Annotated in this window: 15 protein-coding genes; 8 read left to right on the top strand and 7 right to left on the bottom strand. The window is 64.0% G+C overall.

Features of this window, described 5'->3' with window-relative positions:
- The first annotated feature begins 7 nt into the window (after positions 1-7).
- Both ACHFB9_RS14885 and ACHFB9_RS14880 read left to right on the top strand, forming a co-directional pair.
- The gene (locus tag ACHFB9_RS14885) at positions 8-871 is read left to right on the top strand and encodes a helix-turn-helix domain-containing protein (protein ID WP_417068173.1); all 864 of its coding nucleotides are present in this window, start codon (positions 8-10) and stop codon (positions 869-871) included.
- A 255-nt stretch (positions 872-1126) separates the two neighbouring features.
- On the top strand, positions 1127-3274 hold the full coding sequence (locus tag ACHFB9_RS14880; protein WP_417068172.1) for a methyl-accepting chemotaxis protein: 2148 nt from the start codon (positions 1127-1129) through the stop codon (positions 3272-3274).
- A gap of 71 nt (positions 3275-3345) precedes the next feature.
- On the opposite strand, the gene ACHFB9_RS14875 is transcribed toward ACHFB9_RS14880, so the two are convergent.
- The 4 genes from ACHFB9_RS14875 to ACHFB9_RS14860 all read right to left on the bottom strand — a co-directional run bounded on the left by ACHFB9_RS14875 (position 3346) and on the right by ACHFB9_RS14860 (position 8819).
- Positions 3346-6180, bottom strand: a complete 2835-nt coding sequence (locus ACHFB9_RS14875; RefSeq protein ID WP_417068170.1) for a valine--tRNA ligase — start codon at positions 6178-6180, stop codon at positions 3346-3348.
- 116 nt (positions 6181-6296) lie between these two features.
- Positions 6297-6887 (bottom strand): hypothetical protein, encoded by a 591-nt coding sequence (locus ACHFB9_RS14870; protein ID WP_417068169.1) that lies wholly within the window; start codon positions 6885-6887, stop codon positions 6297-6299.
- Positions 6884-7315, bottom strand: a complete 432-nt coding sequence (locus tag ACHFB9_RS14865; RefSeq protein WP_417068167.1) for a DNA polymerase III subunit chi — start codon at positions 7313-7315, stop codon at positions 6884-6886. Before ACHFB9_RS14865 ends, ACHFB9_RS14870 begins: the two co-directional genes overlap by 4 nt.
- Before the next feature lie 10 nt (positions 7316-7325).
- On the bottom strand, positions 7326-8819 hold the full coding sequence (locus ACHFB9_RS14860; protein WP_417068166.1) for a leucyl aminopeptidase: 1494 nt from the start codon (positions 8817-8819) through the stop codon (positions 7326-7328).
- A gap of 113 nt (positions 8820-8932) precedes the next feature.
- On the opposite strand from ACHFB9_RS14860, the gene lptF reads away from it, so the two are divergent.
- Entirely contained in the window at positions 8933-9988 is a 1056-nt protein-coding gene (gene lptF / locus ACHFB9_RS14855) for an LPS export ABC transporter permease LptF (RefSeq protein WP_417068165.1), read from the top strand.
- Positions 9985-11064 (top strand): LPS export ABC transporter permease LptG, encoded by a 1080-nt coding sequence (gene lptG / locus ACHFB9_RS14850; RefSeq protein WP_417068163.1) that lies wholly within the window; start codon positions 9985-9987, stop codon positions 11062-11064. The genes lptF and lptG overlap by 4 nt, the downstream gene beginning before the upstream one ends.
- 55 nt (positions 11065-11119) lie before the next feature.
- Here the strand turns inward: lptG and ACHFB9_RS14845 are convergent, their stop codons facing one another.
- From ACHFB9_RS14845 to ACHFB9_RS14835, 3 genes are read right to left on the bottom strand one after another with little or no spacing between them, the layout of a single operon-like run.
- Complete coding sequence (locus tag ACHFB9_RS14845; RefSeq protein WP_417068161.1) at positions 11120-11641, bottom strand: DUF3106 domain-containing protein; 522 nt, start codon at positions 11639-11641, stop codon at positions 11120-11122.
- Entirely contained in the window at positions 11608-12006 is a 399-nt protein-coding gene (locus ACHFB9_RS14840) for a DUF3619 family protein (RefSeq protein ID WP_417068159.1), read from the bottom strand. Before ACHFB9_RS14840 ends, ACHFB9_RS14845 begins: the two co-directional genes overlap by 34 nt.
- Positions 12003-12536 carry an RNA polymerase sigma factor gene (locus ACHFB9_RS14835; RefSeq protein ID WP_417071403.1) on the bottom strand — a complete coding sequence of 178 codons (534 nt, stop codon included), beginning with the start codon at positions 12534-12536 and terminating at the stop codon, positions 12003-12005. Before ACHFB9_RS14835 ends, ACHFB9_RS14840 begins: the two co-directional genes overlap by 4 nt.
- Positions 12537-12700: 164 nt before the next feature.
- On the opposite strand from ACHFB9_RS14835, the gene ilvB reads away from it, so the two are divergent.
- The 4 genes from ilvB (at position 12701) to pssA (ending at position 17086) form a co-directional block, all read left to right on the top strand.
- Positions 12701-14413 carry a biosynthetic-type acetolactate synthase large subunit gene (gene ilvB / locus ACHFB9_RS14830; protein WP_417068157.1) on the top strand — a complete coding sequence of 571 codons (1713 nt, stop codon included), beginning with the start codon at positions 12701-12703 and terminating at the stop codon, positions 14411-14413.
- Between the two features lie 137 nt (positions 14414-14550).
- The gene (gene ilvN / locus ACHFB9_RS14825; protein ID WP_417068155.1) at positions 14551-15042 is read left to right on the top strand and encodes an acetolactate synthase small subunit; all 492 of its coding nucleotides are present in this window, start codon (positions 14551-14553) and stop codon (positions 15040-15042) included.
- Positions 15043-15085: 43 nt separating this feature from the next.
- Positions 15086-16102, top strand: coding sequence for a ketol-acid reductoisomerase (ilvC, locus tag ACHFB9_RS14820; protein ID WP_417068153.1), 1017 nt, complete (start codon positions 15086-15088; stop codon positions 16100-16102).
- 234 nt (positions 16103-16336) lie between these two features.
- Entirely contained in the window at positions 16337-17086 is a 750-nt protein-coding gene (gene pssA / locus ACHFB9_RS14815; RefSeq protein ID WP_417068151.1) for a CDP-diacylglycerol--serine O-phosphatidyltransferase, read from the top strand.
- Positions 17087-17117: the final 31 nt, after the last annotated feature.

Here is a 17117-nt window from a genome sequence, read left to right as displayed (position 1 = left end):
TGTCCCGATGAACCCGAGCTATGTCGCAATCGAGAACCTGCGCCAGCACAAGGCGAGGCTGCACGCACGCGTGCAGCTCGGTTCGGGCATCGCTCTCGCCTCCTGGTCGAACCGGAATGCCGTGGTCAGACAGGACTATGACCACCACACCCTGAGCCTCTACATTGCGGGCGGCTTCGACGCCTACCACAAGACTCCGCGGGGTTGGCACAAGGGGGGCGGGCCCGACCGTTTCTGTCTGATGCCACAGGACATCGAATCGATCTGGGACTTGCGTTCGGGCCTGTCTTTCGTGCATCTGTACTGTACGGACCAGCATCTGCGCGACATCGCGGTCCAGGTCTGGGACAGGGAACCGGCTGCCCTGGCGCTCGATGAGAAGACTTTCGCCGAAGACGCGCGCATCGTTCAGCTCTACCGGAACTTCCTGCTCGGCTGCGACTGGCAGCAGAGCGCCAATCACCTGATGCTGAGCACGACCGCGACGCTGCTGCTGACCCATCTGGTCCAGCACTACAGCTCGGTGCGCTGGCCTGTCCCGACGGTGCGCGGTGGCCTTGCGCCGTCCGTGCTGAGGCGGATCCGGGAGCATATCGAGCAGCACCTGGCGGACGCGCTGACGCTGGAGGATCTGGCCGGAGAGGCCGGACTCAGCGTCTATCACTTCGCCCGCATGTTCAAGCAGACGACCGGACTCACGCCCCACCAGTATCTGATGCGCCAGAGAATGCAGAAGGCCCAGATCCTGCTCCTGCGCGGACGGAAACCGCTGACCGAGATCGCTCTGCAGTGCGGCTTCAGTTCGCCGAGCCACTTCAGCAGCAGCTTCCGCGCTGCATTCGGCGTGCCTCCCTCGCACCGGCGCGGCTGATCGTGGAATGAGGGGGGCTTCGGCGATCGCAGGCATTGAGAAGCCGCCGCCAGGTTTGTCCGGATTGCCCGTTCGCGTGCCGGTCGGTGTTGCGGCAGGCTGACTTGCCAACTAGAAAGATTAGTTGGGATGGCAGTGTTAGAACGCGGCGCCATCCGTCACCGGTGGAGGCTGCGCCTCCGCTGCGGCAGCCTTTTCCTTCTGGGACCTGGAGGGTCTATGTGCGGGCTAAAAGAAAAGATCCAGAGGTTTGGCATGCAGTCGGTCCAGGGCCGTATTGCCCTGGCTGCGGGCAGTGCGCTGGTGATCAGCTCGGTCGTCCTGCTGGCCATCAATGTCGGCTCATCGATGATGACCCAAAGCATGGTCAGCGGCCGCATGAATGAACTGATACGGAACGAAACCGAGGCCAAGCTGAGCAATCTGGCGTCGGCCCAGGCCGGCGCCATCCAGGGGCGGTTTGCCCTGGCCCTCGATGCGGCGCGCACGATGGCCCATACCTTTGCCCTGTCCAAGGGCGGCCTGCCGATGGGGCGACCCCAGCTCAATGCGATCCTGAACAATGTGCTGATCAGCAATCCCGAATTCAACGGCACCTATTCCTGCTGGGAACCCAACGCGGTGGATGGGGCCGATGCTCAGCATGCCAGCCCGGGCAACGGCAACAATGTCCGGACCGGTCGCTTCACTCCTTACTGGACCCGCAGCGAAAGCGGCGCCATTGCGGTCCAGCCTCTGGTCGAGTACGACTCTGACGCTCTCCATCCGAACGGGGTGCCCAAGGGGGGCTGGTACGCCGGCCCGAAAACCACCGGCAAGGAAAGTGTGCTGGGTCCCTTGCCCTATATCGTGCAGGGCAAGAACGTGTTCCTGGCCACGATGTCCGTGCCCATCGTGATCAACGGCAAGTTCGTCGGGGTTGCCGGGGCCGATTACAACCTGGACTTTGTCCAGAAGATCAGCGAGGAGACCAACAAATCGCTCTATGACGGCAAAGGCAAGCTGCTGATCGTCAGCGATCGGGGCCTCGTGGTGGCGGACAGCGCCAATCCCGGTCTGATCGGCAAGTCCTTCAATCCGGAAGTCGGGGAGCAGAAGGCTTCCGGTCTGCTGGAGGACATCCGGGCGGGCAAGGCCAAGACCTGGGTCGATGATGCCTCCCAGACCATGAACGCCCTGGCGCCGATATCCCTCGGAAGGACCGAGAAGCCCTGGGCCGTGCTGATTCAGGTGCCCAGGGAAGTGGTGCTGGCCAAGGTCAATGAGCTGAACCACGATGTCTCCGCCCGTTCCGTCTCGACCACCGTGCTTCAGGTCGGCATCGGCGCCGGCATCATCGTGCTGGCCAGCCTGTTTCTGTGGCGAATGGCGGCCCGAATCGCCAAGCCGATCCGGGATGCCGCCGAAATTGCCCAAAAGATCGAATACGGGATTTTCGACGCCCGGCTGACCGTGAGCTCTGATGACGAAGTGGGCAAGCTGGCGTCGGCCCTCAACAGCATGGCCGACAGCCTGCAGGAGAAGGTCAATCTGGCCGAACAGATCAGCGAAGGCAACCTGGATTGCAGCGTCAAGCTCACCTCACCCTCCGACCAGCTGGGCAAATCCCTGCAGAAGATGGTCGAAAACCTCAATCGGATGATCGGCAACTTGCAGACCGAGGCCGGGGCCATCGACAAGAACGCCAAGGACATGTCCGAGCTGAGCCAGGAACTGTCCGAAGGGGCGTGCAGCTCGGCCGCCTCGATCGAGGAAATCAGCACGGCCATGGCGCAGATCAGTTCCCAGACCAAGAGCAACGCGGAAAACGCGGTGCGGGCCAAGACCATTTCCCAGTCTTCCCGCACGGCGGCGGTCACCGGCGCCCACGACATGAGCGAAATGCTCTCCGCGATGCAGGAGATCAAGGCCTCCGGGGACAACATCACCACCATCATCCAGACCATCAACGACATCACCAAGCAGACCAATCTGCTGGCGCTGAACGCTGCGATCGAAGCCGCCCGGGCTGGGGAGTCCGGCGCCGGCTTCGCCGTGGTGGCCGACGAGGTGCGCTCACTGGCCACGCGCAGCGCCAGGGCCGCCCAGCAGGTGACCCAGCTGGTTCAGTCCTCCAGCGACAAGACCGCGGTCGGGGTCGATGTGGCCAACAAGACCTCCGAATCCCTAAAGCAGATTGTTACCAGCGCCGAAGAGCTGTCGCAGCTGGTGGAGGATATTTCCCTGGCCTCCCAGGAGCAGGTGATCGGCATCGAGGAAATCTCCAAGGGCATGCTCCAGATCGATCACGCCACTCAGGCCGTCAGTACCCACGCGGAGCGCAGCGCCTCCACCGCAGCCCAGCTCACCTCCCAGGCCAGGCTGGTGCACGATCTGATCAAGGACTACCGGGTGAGGCAGTGAAGCAGGACGAGCCCGGCTGAGCGAAAAAAAGGCCGACGCTTCCGTCGGCCTTTTTTGTCTCTGCGCAAGCCTCAACCCAGGCGGGTCGATTGCTCCTTCAGTTTCTCCAGCGTCGCGCCGAAGTCGGCGAGGCGCTTCTTCTCCTGTTCGACGACGGCGGCCGGCGCGCGGGCGACGAAGCTCTCGTTGCCGAGCTTGGCGTTGGCCTTGACGATCTCGCCTTCGATGCGGGCGATCTCTTTCGCAATGCGTTCGCGCTCGGCTTCGATGTCGATCTCGATCTTCAGCATCAGCCGGAAATCGCCGACGATCTGCACCGGAGCGGGCGAGGGCGGCAGTGCTTCGCCGGCAGCGGCGACGCTCTCGAGCTTGGCCAGCGCCGTCAGGTAGGGCGCGAAGGCGGCGACGTCGGCCGTGTCGCCGGCGACGATCAGCGGCACTTTCTGGGCCGGCGACAAACTCATCTCGCCGCGCAGGCTGCGCACCGCGCCGACCAGGGCCTTGAGCAACGCGATCCGCGCTTCGGCCGCCTCGTCGACGAGCGCTTCGCTGGCGAGCGGGTAGTCGGCGATCGAGATGCTGTCGTGGGTCTTGGCGCCCGCGAGCGGCGCGACGGTCTGCCACAGCTCTTCGGTGATGAACGGGATCACCGGGTGGGCCAGACGCAGGATCGTCTCGAGCACGGCGAGCAGCGTGTGGCGGGTCGCGCGCTGGGCGGCTTCATCGCCGGTGTTGATCTGCACCTTGGCGAGTTCGAGGTACCAGTCGCAGTACTCGTCCCAGATCAGCGTGTAGATTTCGGACGCGATCAGATCGAGGCGGAAGTCGCCGAAGTGCTGGGCGATCGCGGTCTCGGCGCGCTGCAGCCGGGAGAGGATCCAGCGGTCGGCGTCCGAGAGGGCGAGATCGGTCGCGCCGGGGGCGCAATCCTTGCCCTCGGTGTTCATCAGCACGAAGCGGGTCGCGTTCCACAGCTTGTTGCAGAAGTTCCGGTAACCCTCGCAGCGCATCATGTCGAACTTGATGTCGCGCCCCAGCGTCGCGAGGCTCGCGAACGTGAAGCGCAGCGCGTCGGTGCCGAAAGCGGGGATGCCGTCGGCGAACTCCTTGCGGGTCTCCTTCTCGATCTGCTTGGCCTGTTTCGGGTTCATCAGTCCGGTCGTGCGCTTCGCGACCAGGTCGTCGAGCGCGATGCCGTCGATCAGGTCGATCGGGTCGAGCACGTTGCCCTTGGACTTGCTCATCTTCTGACCCTTCGAATCGCGGACCAGACCGTGGACATAGACGGTCTTGAACGGGATCCTGCCGGTCAGGTGTTTGGTCATCATGACCATCCGCGCGACCCAGAAGAAGATGATGTCGAAGCCGGTCACGAGGACCGTCGAGGGCAGGTAGAGATCCAGCGCGTCGTTGCTCTTCGCCGGCCATTCCGGTGTCCAGTCCAGCGTGCTGAAGGGCCACAGCGACGACGAATACCAGGTGTCGAGCACGTCCTCGTCGCGGGTCAGAGCACCCGTATAGCCTTCGGCGGCGGCGACGCTCTTCGCTTCCGCCTCATCGTGGGCAACGAAGACCTGTCCGTCCTCGCCATACCAGGCCGGGATCTGGTGGCCCCACCACAGCTGACGCGAGATGCACCAGTCCTGGATGTTGTTGAGCCACTGGTTGTAGGTGTTGACCCAGTTCTCGGGCGCGAACTTGATCTCGCCCGAGGCGACCGCTTCGAGCGCTTCGCCGGCGATGCTCTTGCCGTTCGCGCCGGCCTTGCTCATCGCGACGAACCACTGGTCGGTCAGCATCGGTTCGATGACGACGCCGGTCCGGTCTCCGCGCGGCACCATCAGCTTGTGTTCCTTGATCTCGACCAGCAGATCCAGCGCTTCGAACTGGGCGACAACGGCCTTGCGCGCCTCGAAGCGGTCGAGGCCGACGAGCTCGGAGGGCAGCGTGACGCTGCCGCTGATCCGGCCGTCGGTCACGATCGTCGCCTCGGCCGGGATGCGCGCATCGAGGCTCAGCACGATGATCATCGGCAGCTTGTGGCGCAGACCGACCTGATAGTCGTTCTGGTCGTGGGCCGGCGTGACCTTGACGACGCCGGTGCCGAATTCGCGATCGACGTACTCGTCGGCGATGATCGGCACTTCGCGATTGACGATGGGCAGCGTCACGGTCTTGCCGATCAGATGCGCATAGCGTTCATCATCCGGATGGACCATCACCGCGGTGTCGCCGAGCATCGTCTCGGGACGGGTCGTCGCGACAGTCAGGAAGCCGCTGCCGTCGGTGAGCGGATACTTCAGGTGCCACATGAAGCCGTTCTCCTCTTCGGAGACGACTTCGAGGTCGGAGACCGCGGTGTTGAGCTTCGGGTCCCAGTTCACGAGGCGCTTGCCGCGGTAGATCAGGCCTTCGCGGTAGAGCCGGACGAAGGTCTCGGTCACGGTCTTCGACAGGCCGGCATCCATCGTGAAGCGCTCGCGGCTCCAGTCCGGCGACGTGCCGAGGCGGCGCATCTGGCGGGTGATCGTGTTGCCGGAGAATTCCTTCCACTCCCAGACCTTTTCGAGGAACTTCGCGCGGCCGAGGTCGTGGCGCGAGACGCCCTGGGCGTCGAGCTGGCGTTCGACGACGATCTGGGTCGCGATGCCGGCGTGGTCGGTGCCCGGCTGCCACAGCGTGTTGTGGCCGAGCATCCGGTGGTAGCGCGTCAGCGCGTCCATGACGGTCTGGTTGAAGCCGTGCCCCATGTGCAGCGTGCCGGTCACATTGGGCGGCGGCAGCAGGATGGAGAAAGCATTGGGGTTGCTGCGATCGAGGCCTGCCTTGAAGTAGCCCGCGTTTTCCCAGCTCGCATACCAGCGGCGTTCGATTTCCGCCGGTTCGAAACTCTTGGCCAGTTCCATGCCGATTCTTTGTGCGTATTCAAAGACGGCAATTATAAAGGGCGAGCGCACCCGCTGGCCGAAGTTTCAGGCGCTTGTGGCAAAGAGGGGGCGCGAAGCCCTGCCGCGAAGGGCTTTCAGGGCCTGGATTCGTCGCGGGTCGCGACGTCCAGAGTCTCGGAGAGCTTCTCGGACAGCTCGGGGATCAGCGTCGCATGCAGCTGCGCCAGCGTCTGCGTCCGGATCCGGTCGCGCAGACCGTCCAGTTCGCGGGCAAGGATCTGCGGCAGCTCGCGGCTGATCCAGGCCTCGAGGTTCTGCGCGAGATGGGCGTCGAACTCGATCAGCTGCTCGGCGACCTGCATCTTCGTCGCCGAGGCGAGGTGAGTCGCGGCTTCCAGCGCCTGCTCGGCGCGGGCCAGCCGGGCCAGCGTTGCGGCCTGCTCGGCTTCGAGAAGCGCAATCTGTTCGGCGTGGCGGGCTTCGAGCTCTTCGAGCCGCGAATCGGCGGGCAGGGGCGCGGCGGCTTGTCCTGGCGGTGCGGCCGCGAAGGCCGGCTCGGCAACGTCTTCGAGCAGGGGCAGATCCTCGCCGAGGACCTCTTCGAGCATGGGCAGGTCGTTATCGAGGCCGGACAGCGAGCGGGCGTGATGGCGGTGGATCAGCGCGTCAGCTTTCACCATCACCAGATCCGGATCGTTCGTGCCGCTGAGGGGGTCTGTACTCATGCCGTTTCGCTTTGCACCAGGTCGTTGGATTCGATTTTATAGCCCTGTCTCGCGTATTGGCGCCAGCGCGTCCGGGCGGCCTGGGCGTCGGCGGGATCGTGGGTCACGATCTCGATCAGCTGCGCGAAGCGTTCGAAGCCGGGCGGCGGCGCGTCGGCCAGGCTCACCAGCACGTCCAGATGGAGCGGAGCGTCGAGTGTGGGATCGATCAGCACCGGCGTCTCGCCGGCGAGCGGGGAGTTCGCCGCGACGTGGGGCAGAAAGGGGTGGTAGGGAGAATCCCAGAGCAGCGCGTCGATACGCGCGGCGATTTCGGGCGCCGGCGCGTATACCGTGACCGAGCGGCCCTTCCGGTAGGCTGTCGCGATGATGCGGCAGGCCGCGGAGAGCTTGTCCGCGGCGTTGTGGAAGAAGCGAATCTCGGTCACGGGCGCTCGCTCAGACGCCAGCGCGCTGGATCAGGAAGCGGGTCAGCAGCGCGACCGGACGGCCGGTGGCTCCCTTCTCGTTTCCGGACTTCCAGGCCGTGCCGGCGATGTCGAGGTGGGCCCACTTGTAGGCCTTCGTGAAGCGCGACAGGAAGCAGGCTGCCGTGATCGTGCCGGCGGGGCGGCCGCAGGAGTTGACCATGTCGGCGAAATTGCTCTTGATCAGATCCTGATACTCGTCGAACAGCGGCAGCTGCCAGGCGCGGTCGCCGGCGGTCGTGCCGGCATCGACCAGCTCGCGGGCCAGCGCGTCGTCATTGCCGAGCACGCCGCTCGTGAAGTTGCCCAGAGCGACGACGCAGGCGCCGGTCAGCGTCGCGATGTCGATCACGCATTCGGGCGCGAAGCGTTCGGCGTAGGTCAGCGCGTCGCTGAGGATCAGCCGGCCTTCCGCGTCGGTATTGATGATCTCGATCGTCTGGCCGGACAGCGACGTGACGACATCGCCCGGTTTGACGGCGGAGCCGCCGGGCATGTTCTCGGTGCTCGGGATCAGGCCGACGACGTTGATCGGCAGCGCGAGTTCAGCGACCGCGCGCAGCGTGCCCAGCACCGAAGCGCTGCCGCACATGTCGAACTTCATCTCGTCCATGCCCGCGCCTGGTTTCAGCGAGATGCCGCCCGAGTCGAAAGTCAGGCCTTTGCCGACCAGCACGACCGGCTTGTCCTTCTTCGACTTCGCGCCGTTGTACTGCAGCACGATGAAGCGGGCGGGTTCGCGCGAGCCCTGGGCCACGGCCTGGAAGGCGCCCATGCCGAGCTTGGCGATGCCGGCTTCGTCGAAGACTTCGACCTTGAGCGACTTGAATTCCTTGGCGAGCTTCTTCGCGGTGTCGGCGAGGTAGCTCGGCGTGCAGATGTTCGCCGGCAGGTTGCCGAGCTCGCGCGCCAGCGCGAGGCCCGAGGCGATTGCCTGACCCTGAATCGCGGCGGCTTCGATGCTGGCGTCGGGGCGGGAAGCGAAGCCCAGCGTGACTTTGGCGACTCCGCGCTTCTCTTCGCTCTTCTTGCTCAGCGTCGCTTCGTACTTGTAGGCCGAGTCGGCGAGGATCTGGGTGGTCTGGCTGGCGAGCCAGGCGGCATCGCGGCCGGCGAGTTCGACGTCGGCGAGCGTGACGAAGGCGTCGGAGGCCTTGAGGCCGGCGAGCACCTTGCCGGCCGCGGTGGCGGCCGAGCGGAATGCGGCGTCGTTGAATTCTTCGGGCTTGCCGTAGCTGACCAGCAGCACGCGCTCGGCGGCGACGCCGGGCAGGGACGCCAGCAGCAGCGTGCTGCCGGCCTTGGCTTCAAGATCGCCGCGGTCGAGAATCTTGCCCAGAAGCCCTGCGCTGGCTTCGATCAGGCGGGTCGCGATCGCTCCGGGTGCCTTGCCGGCAAAGATGCCGATAACCAGACAGGCGGTTTTCTGTTTTTCCGGGCTTGCGGATTTCGTGCTAAATTCCATCGATTGCTCCTGGCAATGGACGCTTGCGCGCAGAGCGGGTCATTATCCCGCCTCCCTACTGTATCGTCAAAACGCCACCGGCACCTGAACCCATGGTCTTCCAGCGCGCAGCGATGCGGGAATTCGCAACCACAGCGGGTGCGATTTTCGTAGCGCTCTTCTTCATCCTTCTGACGAACATCCTGATCCGGCTGCTGTCGCAGGCGGCGGGAGGGCGTCTGCCCGCCGATGCGGTGCTGTCGCTGATCGGTTTCACGATCATCAACTACTCGCCGACCCTGCTCGCGCTGACCCTCTTCGTGTCGGTGCTGATCGTGATGACCCGGGTCTATCGCGATTCGGAGATGGTCGTCTGGTTCGCGAGCGGCCTGCCGCTCTCCGCGTGGATCGGCCCCGTGCTGCGCTTTTCGATCCCGGTCGTCGCGGTCGTTGCGGCGCTGTCCTGTTACCTGTCGCCGTGGGCTCAGGGCAAGGCGGCCGAATACCGCAAATCGCTCGAAGCACGCGACGACGTGTCGAAAGTGGCGCCGGGCACTTTCCGCGAGGCGTCGAGCGGCCGCCGGGTCTTCTTCGTTGAATCGATCGCCGAGGACGAGGGGCAGGTCCGCAATGTCTTCGTCGCGTCCCGGCAGGAAGGCGGGCAGAGCGTGATCGTCGCCTCCCGCGGCACGGTCGAGCGCATGCCCAACGGCGACCGCTTCGTCGTGCTGAGCAGCGGCCGCCGCTATGACGGTCAGCCCGGCTCGGCGAAGTTTCGGGTGACCCAGTTCGACCGCTACGCGATCCGGATCGAGGCCAAAGAGGTCGGCGCGATCGAGGAGACGCCCAAGACGACGCCCTTCCTTGGTTTGCTCGCCACGCCCACCCCCGTCCATATGGGCGAGCTCGCCTGGCGGGTCGGTCTGCCTCTGGCGTCGCTGCTGCTGTCGCTGTGTGCGATCCCGCTCTCCTTCGTCAATCCGCGAGCCGGGCGGGCGGGCAATCTGATCTTTGCGATCTTCATCTTCGCCGCCTATGTCAATCTGCTCGGCGTCTCCCAGGCCTGGATCGCCCAGGGTAAGCTGGGTTTCTCGGCGGGCGTGCTCGGGCTGCACGGCGCGATGGCGGTCCTTGTCTTTGTGCTGTTCGCCCGACGGATGGCGCTGTTCTCGTGGAGCCGGGGTCGATGAAAACCCTGAGACGCTATCTCGGGCGCGAGATCCTCGCTGCGACGGGCCTGATCCTGCTGGCCTTCCTCGCACTGTTTGCGTTCTTCGACCTGATCCAGGAACTCGATGACATCGGCCGCGCCGCCGGGTATAGCCTCAAGCACGCGCTGATCTTCGTGCTCTTGTCCTTGCCCAGCCGCGCCTATGAAGTCTTCCCGATCGCGGCGCTGATCGGCACGCTGTTCGCGCTGACCCAGCTCGCGCGCAACTCCGAGATCACCGTGATGCGCACCTCCGGCCTCTCGACGCGCAAGGCGGTGATCCTGCTCGCGCAGATCGGGCTCGTGTTCGCGGCGACCACCTTCGTGCTCGGCGAATTCGTCGCCCCGCCGCTGGAGCGAGTCGCCCAGAAGTGGCGGATGAAGAGTACGAATTCGTCGCTGCCCCAGGAGCTGCGTTCCGGTTTCTGGGTACGGGACGGCAAGCTTTTCGTCAACGCCGAACGCATCCTCCCCGATCGCGGGACTCTGGAGGGCGTGCAGATCTACGAATTCGACGATCATTCGCGCCTTGTTGCGCTGTCCGAAGCCGCGAGCGGCGAATACGACGCGAAACGCGGCTGGCTCCTCGCCGATGTCCGGCAGACCCGTTTTCTCGAGGGGCGCACCGAACTGGTCCGCCTGCCCGAGCTCGCGTGGCGATCCGAGCTGACGCCGGAGATGATGAGCGTCGTGATGGTCGTGCCCGAACGGATGGCCTTGCGCTCGCTGTGGCCCTACATCCGCCATCTGAAGGAAAACAACCAGAAGACCGGGCGGCACGAGGTCGCGCTGTGGAAGAAGCTCGCCTATCCGTTCGCGTCGATCGTGATGATGTGCCTGGCTCTGCCTTTTTCGATGTCCCATCACCGCAACGGTGCGGTCGGCGCCAAGGTTCTGCTGGGCGTTCTGATCGGGATGAGCTTCCACCTGCTCAACGGGCTGTTCACGAACCTGGGCATCCTCAACGACTGGCCGGCCGCGTTCAGCGCGCTGGGGCCAAGCCTGCTCTTCCTGATGCTGACGGCCTTGATGCTGTGGTGGGGCGAGCGGCGTTGAGCCTGGCCGGGCGGATCCAGCAAAAAACAGGAGCCTCGCGAGGCTCCTGTTTTTTTTAGCTTGCCTTGCGTGGTTGCGCGCTGCGTTGCGGGCGCAGATAGGGCGGAGCGAGCCAATCGCGCGGAATCGTCTGGTAACGATCGCGCTCGACCGGCGCGGGATCCGGGGCGCGCAAGCGGGACTTCTCGGTCGCCGGCAGGGATTTGTACTCTTCCCAGCGCTTGCCGAGCTGGGGGCGCTGATCGCCCGGGAGCTTGCGCAAGCGCCGGTACTGGCTACGCGCCTTGCTGCGTTCCTCGGGGCTGAGGCGCGTCCAGGCGCGCATTCTCGCCTGAACCCGTTTCTGCTCATCGGGCGTCATCGTCGCGAAGCGGTTCGCGATTCCCGCCCACTTGATCCGCGGCGTCACGCCCATCGTGTCGAAGTCGTGGGCGAGCGGGGCGAGCACTTTCTGCTGAGCCGGACTCAGATCCTTCCACTGCGGTGCGGACGGCAGGGGGCCCGCCCAGCCGGCAGAGCAGACAAGCGCGAGCGCCAGCGCGCTCAGGAGCCGATGCCAGATTCGTGTTTGAGCCATTGGTCGAAGCCGTGGTCCAGGTATGCGTCGATCGGAAGGTCGTCGGAGAGCAGCGCGCTGTCGACGTCTTCGAGTTCGGAGGCGCGGAAGCACTCACTCCAGTAGTCCGAGGCTCCGAGCAGCGCGATCAGCGCGAAGGCCATCATCATCGCCCGTCCGCGCAGGAACCAGAAATCCTCAATCTCGCGGCCGATTCCGGCCAGGCTCAGACTTGCGCTGGCGGCTCTCTGTCTGTCCAGCGCGGCGCGGCGCGCCGAAATCAGCCGTTCGCTGATCGCGGGCGGGAGCGGCGCATCGCGGTCGAGGAGGCGAACGATGCGCGTCGCGGCCCGCGCTTCGGGGTCCATGAAAAGGTGTTCGGTCATGGCTCAATTCCTTGTGCTCGCAACGCAGCGGCTAGCGTGTGGGTGGCCCGCGAGCAGTGCGTCTTGACGCTGCCCTCGGAGCACCCCATCGCGGCCGCTGTCGAGGCTATATCCATTTCTTCCCAGTAACGCATCAGGAAGGCTTCGCGTTGACGTGGCGGAAGGCGGGAAATCTCTGATTCCAGAACTCCTTGAATCTGTTTGCGTTCGAGCTGATCCGGCGGCGGCTGGTGTTCGCTCGCGTTCGACTCGGCGCCCAGTACTTCGAGCGGGTCGGAGGCCTCCTCGTCGTCCCCTCCGAATGCCGAGAGCAACGTCGTCCAGAGGCTGCGAACCTTGCTGCGCCGGAAGTGGTCGTGGATCGCGTTCTGCAGGATGCGCTGGAACAGCGGCGGGAACTCGCCTGCCGGGCGGTCGCCGTAGCGCTCGGAGAGCTTGAGCATCGCATCCTGGACGACATCGAGCGCGACTTGGTCGTCGCGCAGCGCGAAGACAGCCTGCTTGAAAGCTCGTCGCTCTACGCCTGCCAGAAAATCGGATAGTTCAAGCCGGGATGCCAGAGAAGACCTCTCGTTTTTTGATGCGGCAGAGCCTGGCCGCGCAATTTATCACCTTGACCTTGGCCTTGCGCAGCGCAGACAATGCGCGTTCCCCCTGATTTTCGAGGGTTCTTCTGTTTACTTCAGGTGCTGCAATGGTTTTGACTGGTGCGGAGATTGTAATCAGGTGTCTTCAGGAGGAAAAGGTCGAGTACCTCTTCGGCTATCCTGGCGGCGCCGTGCTGTATATCTACGATGAACTGTCCAAGCAGGACAAGATTCGTCACGTGCTGGTTCGCCATGAGCAGGCCGCCGTACATGCTGCGGATGGCTATGCGCGTTCCACTGACAAGGTGGGCGTTGCGCTCGTCACTTCCGGCCCGGGCGTCACCAACGCCGTGACCGGAATCGCGACCGCTTATTGTGATTCGATTCCGATGGTGGTGATCAGCGGTCAGGTGGCCGCGAGCTCCATCGGTCAGGACGCCTTTCAGGAAGTCGATGCGATCGGGATCACCCGTCCCTGCGTCAAACACAACTTCCTGGTCAAGGACGCTCGCGACATCGCCTCGACGCTGAAAAAGGCGTTCTTTGTCGCCAAAACCGGCCGGCCCGGCCCGGTTCTGGTCGATATCCCGAAGGATGTGACGGCGCAGAGAGTCGAGTTCGACGCCTATCCGGAGACGGTCGATCTGCGCTCCTACAACCTGGTTGGCCGCGGCCACCAGGGCCAGATCCGCAAGGCTCTGGGACTTCTGGTCGAAGCCCAGAGGCCGATGATCTACGCGGGCGGTGGAGTGGTTCTCGCCGATGCGGCCGAAAAGCTGACCCGCCTCGTGCGTCTGCTCGGTTTTCCGGTCAGCAACACGTTGATGGGGCTGGGCGGTTATCCGGGCACGGATCGTCAGAACCTGGGCATGCTGGGCATGCACGGGACGGTCGAAGCGAACCGCGCGATGCAGCACTGCGATGTGCTGCTCGCGATCGGGGCGCGCTTTGACGACCGGGTGATCGGCAACATCGACAACTTCCTGTCCGAACCGCGCAAGATCATCCACGTCGACATCGACCCTTCGTCGATCTCGAAGCGGGTCAAGGTCGATGTGCCCATCGTCGGCAACCTCGCCGATGTGCTCGACGACATGATCAAGCTGCTCGAAGCGAACGAGCACAAGCCGGATCCTGCCCGCATCGCGCCGTGGTGGAGTCAGATCGAGGAATGGCGGCAGACGGACAGCCTCAAGTACGAGACGTCCGACGAGGTCATCAAGCCTCAGCAGGTCGTCGAGACGCTGTGGAAGGTCACGCACGGCGATGCCTTTGTCTGTACCGACGTCGGTCAGCATCAGATGTGGTCGGCCCAGCACTACAAGTTCGACAAGCCGCGCCACTGGATCAGTTCGGGCGGGCTGGGGACGATGGGTTTTGGTTTGCCGGCGGCGATGGGCGTACAGCTCGCTCATCCGGGCGAGCCGGTCGCGCTGATCACCGGCGAAGGCTCGATACAGATGTGCATCCAGGAGCTTTCGACCTGCAAGCAGTACCGGCTGCCGATCAAGATCCTGAGCCTCAACAACGGTTATCTGGGCATGGTTCGTCAGTGGCAGGAGTTCTTCCACGGCAACCGCTACTCCGAGTCCTACATGTCTTCGCTTCCCGATTTTGCGAAGCTGGCCGCGGCCTATGGCCATGTGGGCCTCAAGGTGGACAAGCCCGGCGATGTCGAAACTGCAATACGCGAAGCGTTTTCACGCAAGAATGATCTGGTTTTTCTCGATTTCCAGGTCGATCCGACCGAAAATGTTTTTCCCATGGTTCGCGGGGGCAAGGGTCTTACCGACATGATCCTGTCCGCTGGGGACCTGTAACGCTGCAATCGAACATGCGGGATGCCCTCCGAACCGGACGGCATCAGCCGCCGGGCTTACCGGCCCGGTTGGCGGCGGGAACCACCCGCGGGTAGCCCGTTCCGCGATGCCGATTGCTCTCCACACGCAAAAAAGACATGCGACACGTCATTTCATTGCTGCTGGAAAACGAATCCGGAGCGCTCTCCCGAGTCTCCGGCCTGTTTTCCGCGCGCGGTTACAATATTGAATCGCTGACCGTTGCTCCGACCGAGGATGCTTCGCTGTCCCGGATGACGATCGTGACGACCGGTTCGGGGGACACGATCGAGCAGATCACGAAGCAGCTGAACAAGCTGATCGACGTGGTCAAAGTGGTCGATATCTCCGAGGCCGCCCACATCGAACGTGAGCTGATGCTTGTCAAGGTGCGTGCGACGGGCAAGGACAGGGACGAGATGAAGCGGATGTCCGACATCTTTCGCGGCCGCATCATCGATGTCACCGATTCGAGCTATGTTGTCGAGCTGACCGGAACCCAGGACAAGCTCAACTCCTTCATCAACGCGATCGATCGCGATCTGGTGCTTGAAACCGTGCGCTCAGGCGTCTGCGGCATAGGGCGAGGCGATCGCGTGCTCAAGCTCTGAGCCCGCAGGCATGTTTTCTTCACTGAATTTCTGAGGAGTACCCATGAAAGTTTATTACGACAAGGACGCCGACCTCTCCCTGATCAAAGGACGCCAGGTCACCATCGTTGGCTATGGCTCGCAAGGCCACGCTCACGCTCAGAATCTGCGCGATTCCGGCGTCAATGTCACGGTCGGTCTGCGTCAGGGCGGTTCCTCGTGGGCCAAGGCTTCGACGGCGGGCTTCAAGGTCGCCGAGATCGCCGAAGCGGTCAAGAACGCCGATGTCGTCATGATCCTGCTGCCGGACGAGAACATCCCCGACGTCTATAACCGCGATGTCGAGCCGAACCTGAAGCAGGGCGCCGCGCTCGCTTTCGCGCACGGCTTCAACGTCCATTACAACCAGGTCGTGCCGCGCGCCGACCTCGACGTGATCATGGTCGCGCCGAAGGGCCCGGGCCACACCGTCCGTTCCGAATACCTGAAGGGCGGCGGCGTTCCCTCGCTGATCGCGGTCCATCAGGACAAGTCGGGGCGCGCCCGCGAGATCGCGTTGTCCTATGCGGCGGCCAATGGCGGCACCAAGGGCGGCGTCATCGAGACGAGCTTCCGCGAAGAGACCGAAACCGACCTGTTCGGCGAGCAGGCCGTGCTGTGCGGTGGTGCTGTCGAGCTGATCAAGACCGGTTTCGAGACCCTGGTCGAAGCGGGCTACGCTCCGGAGATGGCCTACTTCGAGTGCCTGCACGAGATGAAGCTGATCGTGGATCTGATCTACGAAGGCGGCATCGCGAACATGAACTACTCGATCTCGAACAACGCCGAATACGGCGAGTACGTGACCGGCCCGGAAGTCATCAACGCCCAGTCGCGCGAAGCGATGCGCAACGCTCTGAAGCGCATCCAGAACGGCGAGTACGCGAAGCAGTTCATCCTCGAAGGCCGCACCAACTATCCGTCGATGACGGCGCGTCGCCGCCTCAATGCGGTGCACCCGGTCGAAGTCGTCGGCGCGAAGCTGCGCGACATGATGCCGTGGATCAAGGCGCACAAGCTGGTCGATCAGACCAAGAACTGAGCGTCAGTTCTGCCAGGGGAGCGGCCGCGCAAGCGGCCGTTTCTTTTTGAGGGTTTACCGCCCTGCAAGTGCGACGAGCCCTCTGGTACCATGACGCGGGGCTGGCGTGGATCCGGCGCCAATCCTCAGCGTTCGCGGGGCGGGTATGGCCCGCACTCGCGAGCATCAGAACCAGTCCGGTGGCCGGAGCTGCCGTCAGAGGGGCTGGCCAAGAGCCAGGTCCGGAAATCAAAAATGTCCGAGATTCGTCCGACCAAACCGCAAGCGAAGCTGGGTATTCGCCGACGCGGAATCTACATCCTGCCCAATCTGTTCACGACGGCGGCGCTGTTCGCCGGTTTCTACGCGATCGTCCAGGCCATGAACGGCCTCTTCGAGCATTCGGCGGTGGCGATTTTCGTCGCGATGGTCTTCGACGGCCTCGACGGTCGGGTCGCCCGGCTCACGCACACCCAGAGCGAGTTCGGCGCCGAATATGATTCGCTGTCCGATATGGTCTCGTTCGGCGTCGCGCCGTCGCTGGTGGTCTATGAGTGGGCCTTGAAGGGCATGGGCAAGTTCGGCTGGATCGCCGCCTTCATCTACTGCGCCGGCGCCGCGCTGCGCCTCGCTCGCTTCAATACCAATATCGGCATCGTCGACAAGCGCTACTTCCAGGGCCTGCCTTCGCCGGCCGCCGCTGCGCTGGTCGCGGGCCTCGTCTGGGTCATGCTCGACCAGCACATCAACGGGCCTGATGTGCGCTGGCTCGCTTTCGGCTTCACGGTTTTCGCAGGCCTTTCGATGGTCAGCAACGTTCCGTTCTGGAGCGGCAAGGACATCAATCTGAGGCGTTCCGTGCCGTTTGCGGTCGTACTGGCGATGGTCGGGGTGTTTCTGGCGATATCGAGCTATCCGGAAGGCGTGCTCTTCGGTCTCTTTGTCGCCTACGGTCTGTCCGGTTATGTGACGGCGCTGTGGCGCGTCGTCCGCCGCCGTCCCTGAGCATCCTGGCCCGCATTCACTTGGGAGAGTT

It is taken from the genome of Niveibacterium terrae (genome assembly GCF_048213115.1).
Lineage (GTDB): Bacteria > Pseudomonadota > Gammaproteobacteria > Burkholderiales > Rhodocyclaceae > Niveibacterium > Niveibacterium terrae.
The sequence above is the reverse complement of the archived record's forward strand: the minus strand, read 5'-3'. Positions and strand labels throughout refer to the sequence as shown.

What these genes read in the sequence shown, in the direction of transcription:
- ACHFB9_RS14860 (WP_417068166.1), bottom strand. Translation starts at nt 8,819, where the DNA reads ATGGAATTTAGCACGAAATCCGCAAGCCCGGAAAAACAGAAAACCGCC.
- ilvN (WP_417068155.1), top strand. Translation starts at nt 14,551, where the DNA reads ATGCGACACGTCATTTCATTGCTGCTGGAAAACGAATCCGGAGCGCTC.
- ilvB (WP_417068157.1), top strand. Translation starts at nt 12,701, where the DNA reads ATGGTTTTGACTGGTGCGGAGATTGTAATCAGGTGTCTTCAGGAGGAA.
- ACHFB9_RS14875 (WP_417068170.1), bottom strand. Translation starts at nt 6,180, where the DNA reads ATGGAACTGGCCAAGAGTTTCGAACCGGCGGAAATCGAACGCCGCTGG.
- ACHFB9_RS14870 (WP_417068169.1), bottom strand. Translation starts at nt 6,887, where the DNA reads ATGAGTACAGACCCCCTCAGCGGCACGAACGATCCGGATCTGGTGATG.
- ilvC (WP_417068153.1), top strand. Translation starts at nt 15,086, where the DNA reads ATGAAAGTTTATTACGACAAGGACGCCGACCTCTCCCTGATCAAAGGA.
- ACHFB9_RS14840 (WP_417068159.1), bottom strand. Translation starts at nt 12,006, where the DNA reads ATGACCGAACACCTTTTCATGGACCCCGAAGCGCGGGCCGCGACGCGC.
- ACHFB9_RS14885 (WP_417068173.1), top strand. Translation starts at nt 8, where the DNA reads ATGAACCCGAGCTATGTCGCAATCGAGAACCTGCGCCAGCACAAGGCG.
- ACHFB9_RS14845 (WP_417068161.1), bottom strand. Translation starts at nt 11,641, where the DNA reads ATGGCTCAAACACGAATCTGGCATCGGCTCCTGAGCGCGCTGGCGCTC.
- lptF (WP_417068165.1), top strand. Translation starts at nt 8,933, where the DNA reads ATGCGGGAATTCGCAACCACAGCGGGTGCGATTTTCGTAGCGCTCTTC.
- pssA (WP_417068151.1), top strand. Translation starts at nt 16,337, where the DNA reads ATGTCCGAGATTCGTCCGACCAAACCGCAAGCGAAGCTGGGTATTCGC.
- ACHFB9_RS14880 (WP_417068172.1), top strand. Translation starts at nt 1,127, where the DNA reads ATGCAGTCGGTCCAGGGCCGTATTGCCCTGGCTGCGGGCAGTGCGCTG.
- lptG (WP_417068163.1), top strand. Translation starts at nt 9,985, where the DNA reads ATGAAAACCCTGAGACGCTATCTCGGGCGCGAGATCCTCGCTGCGACG.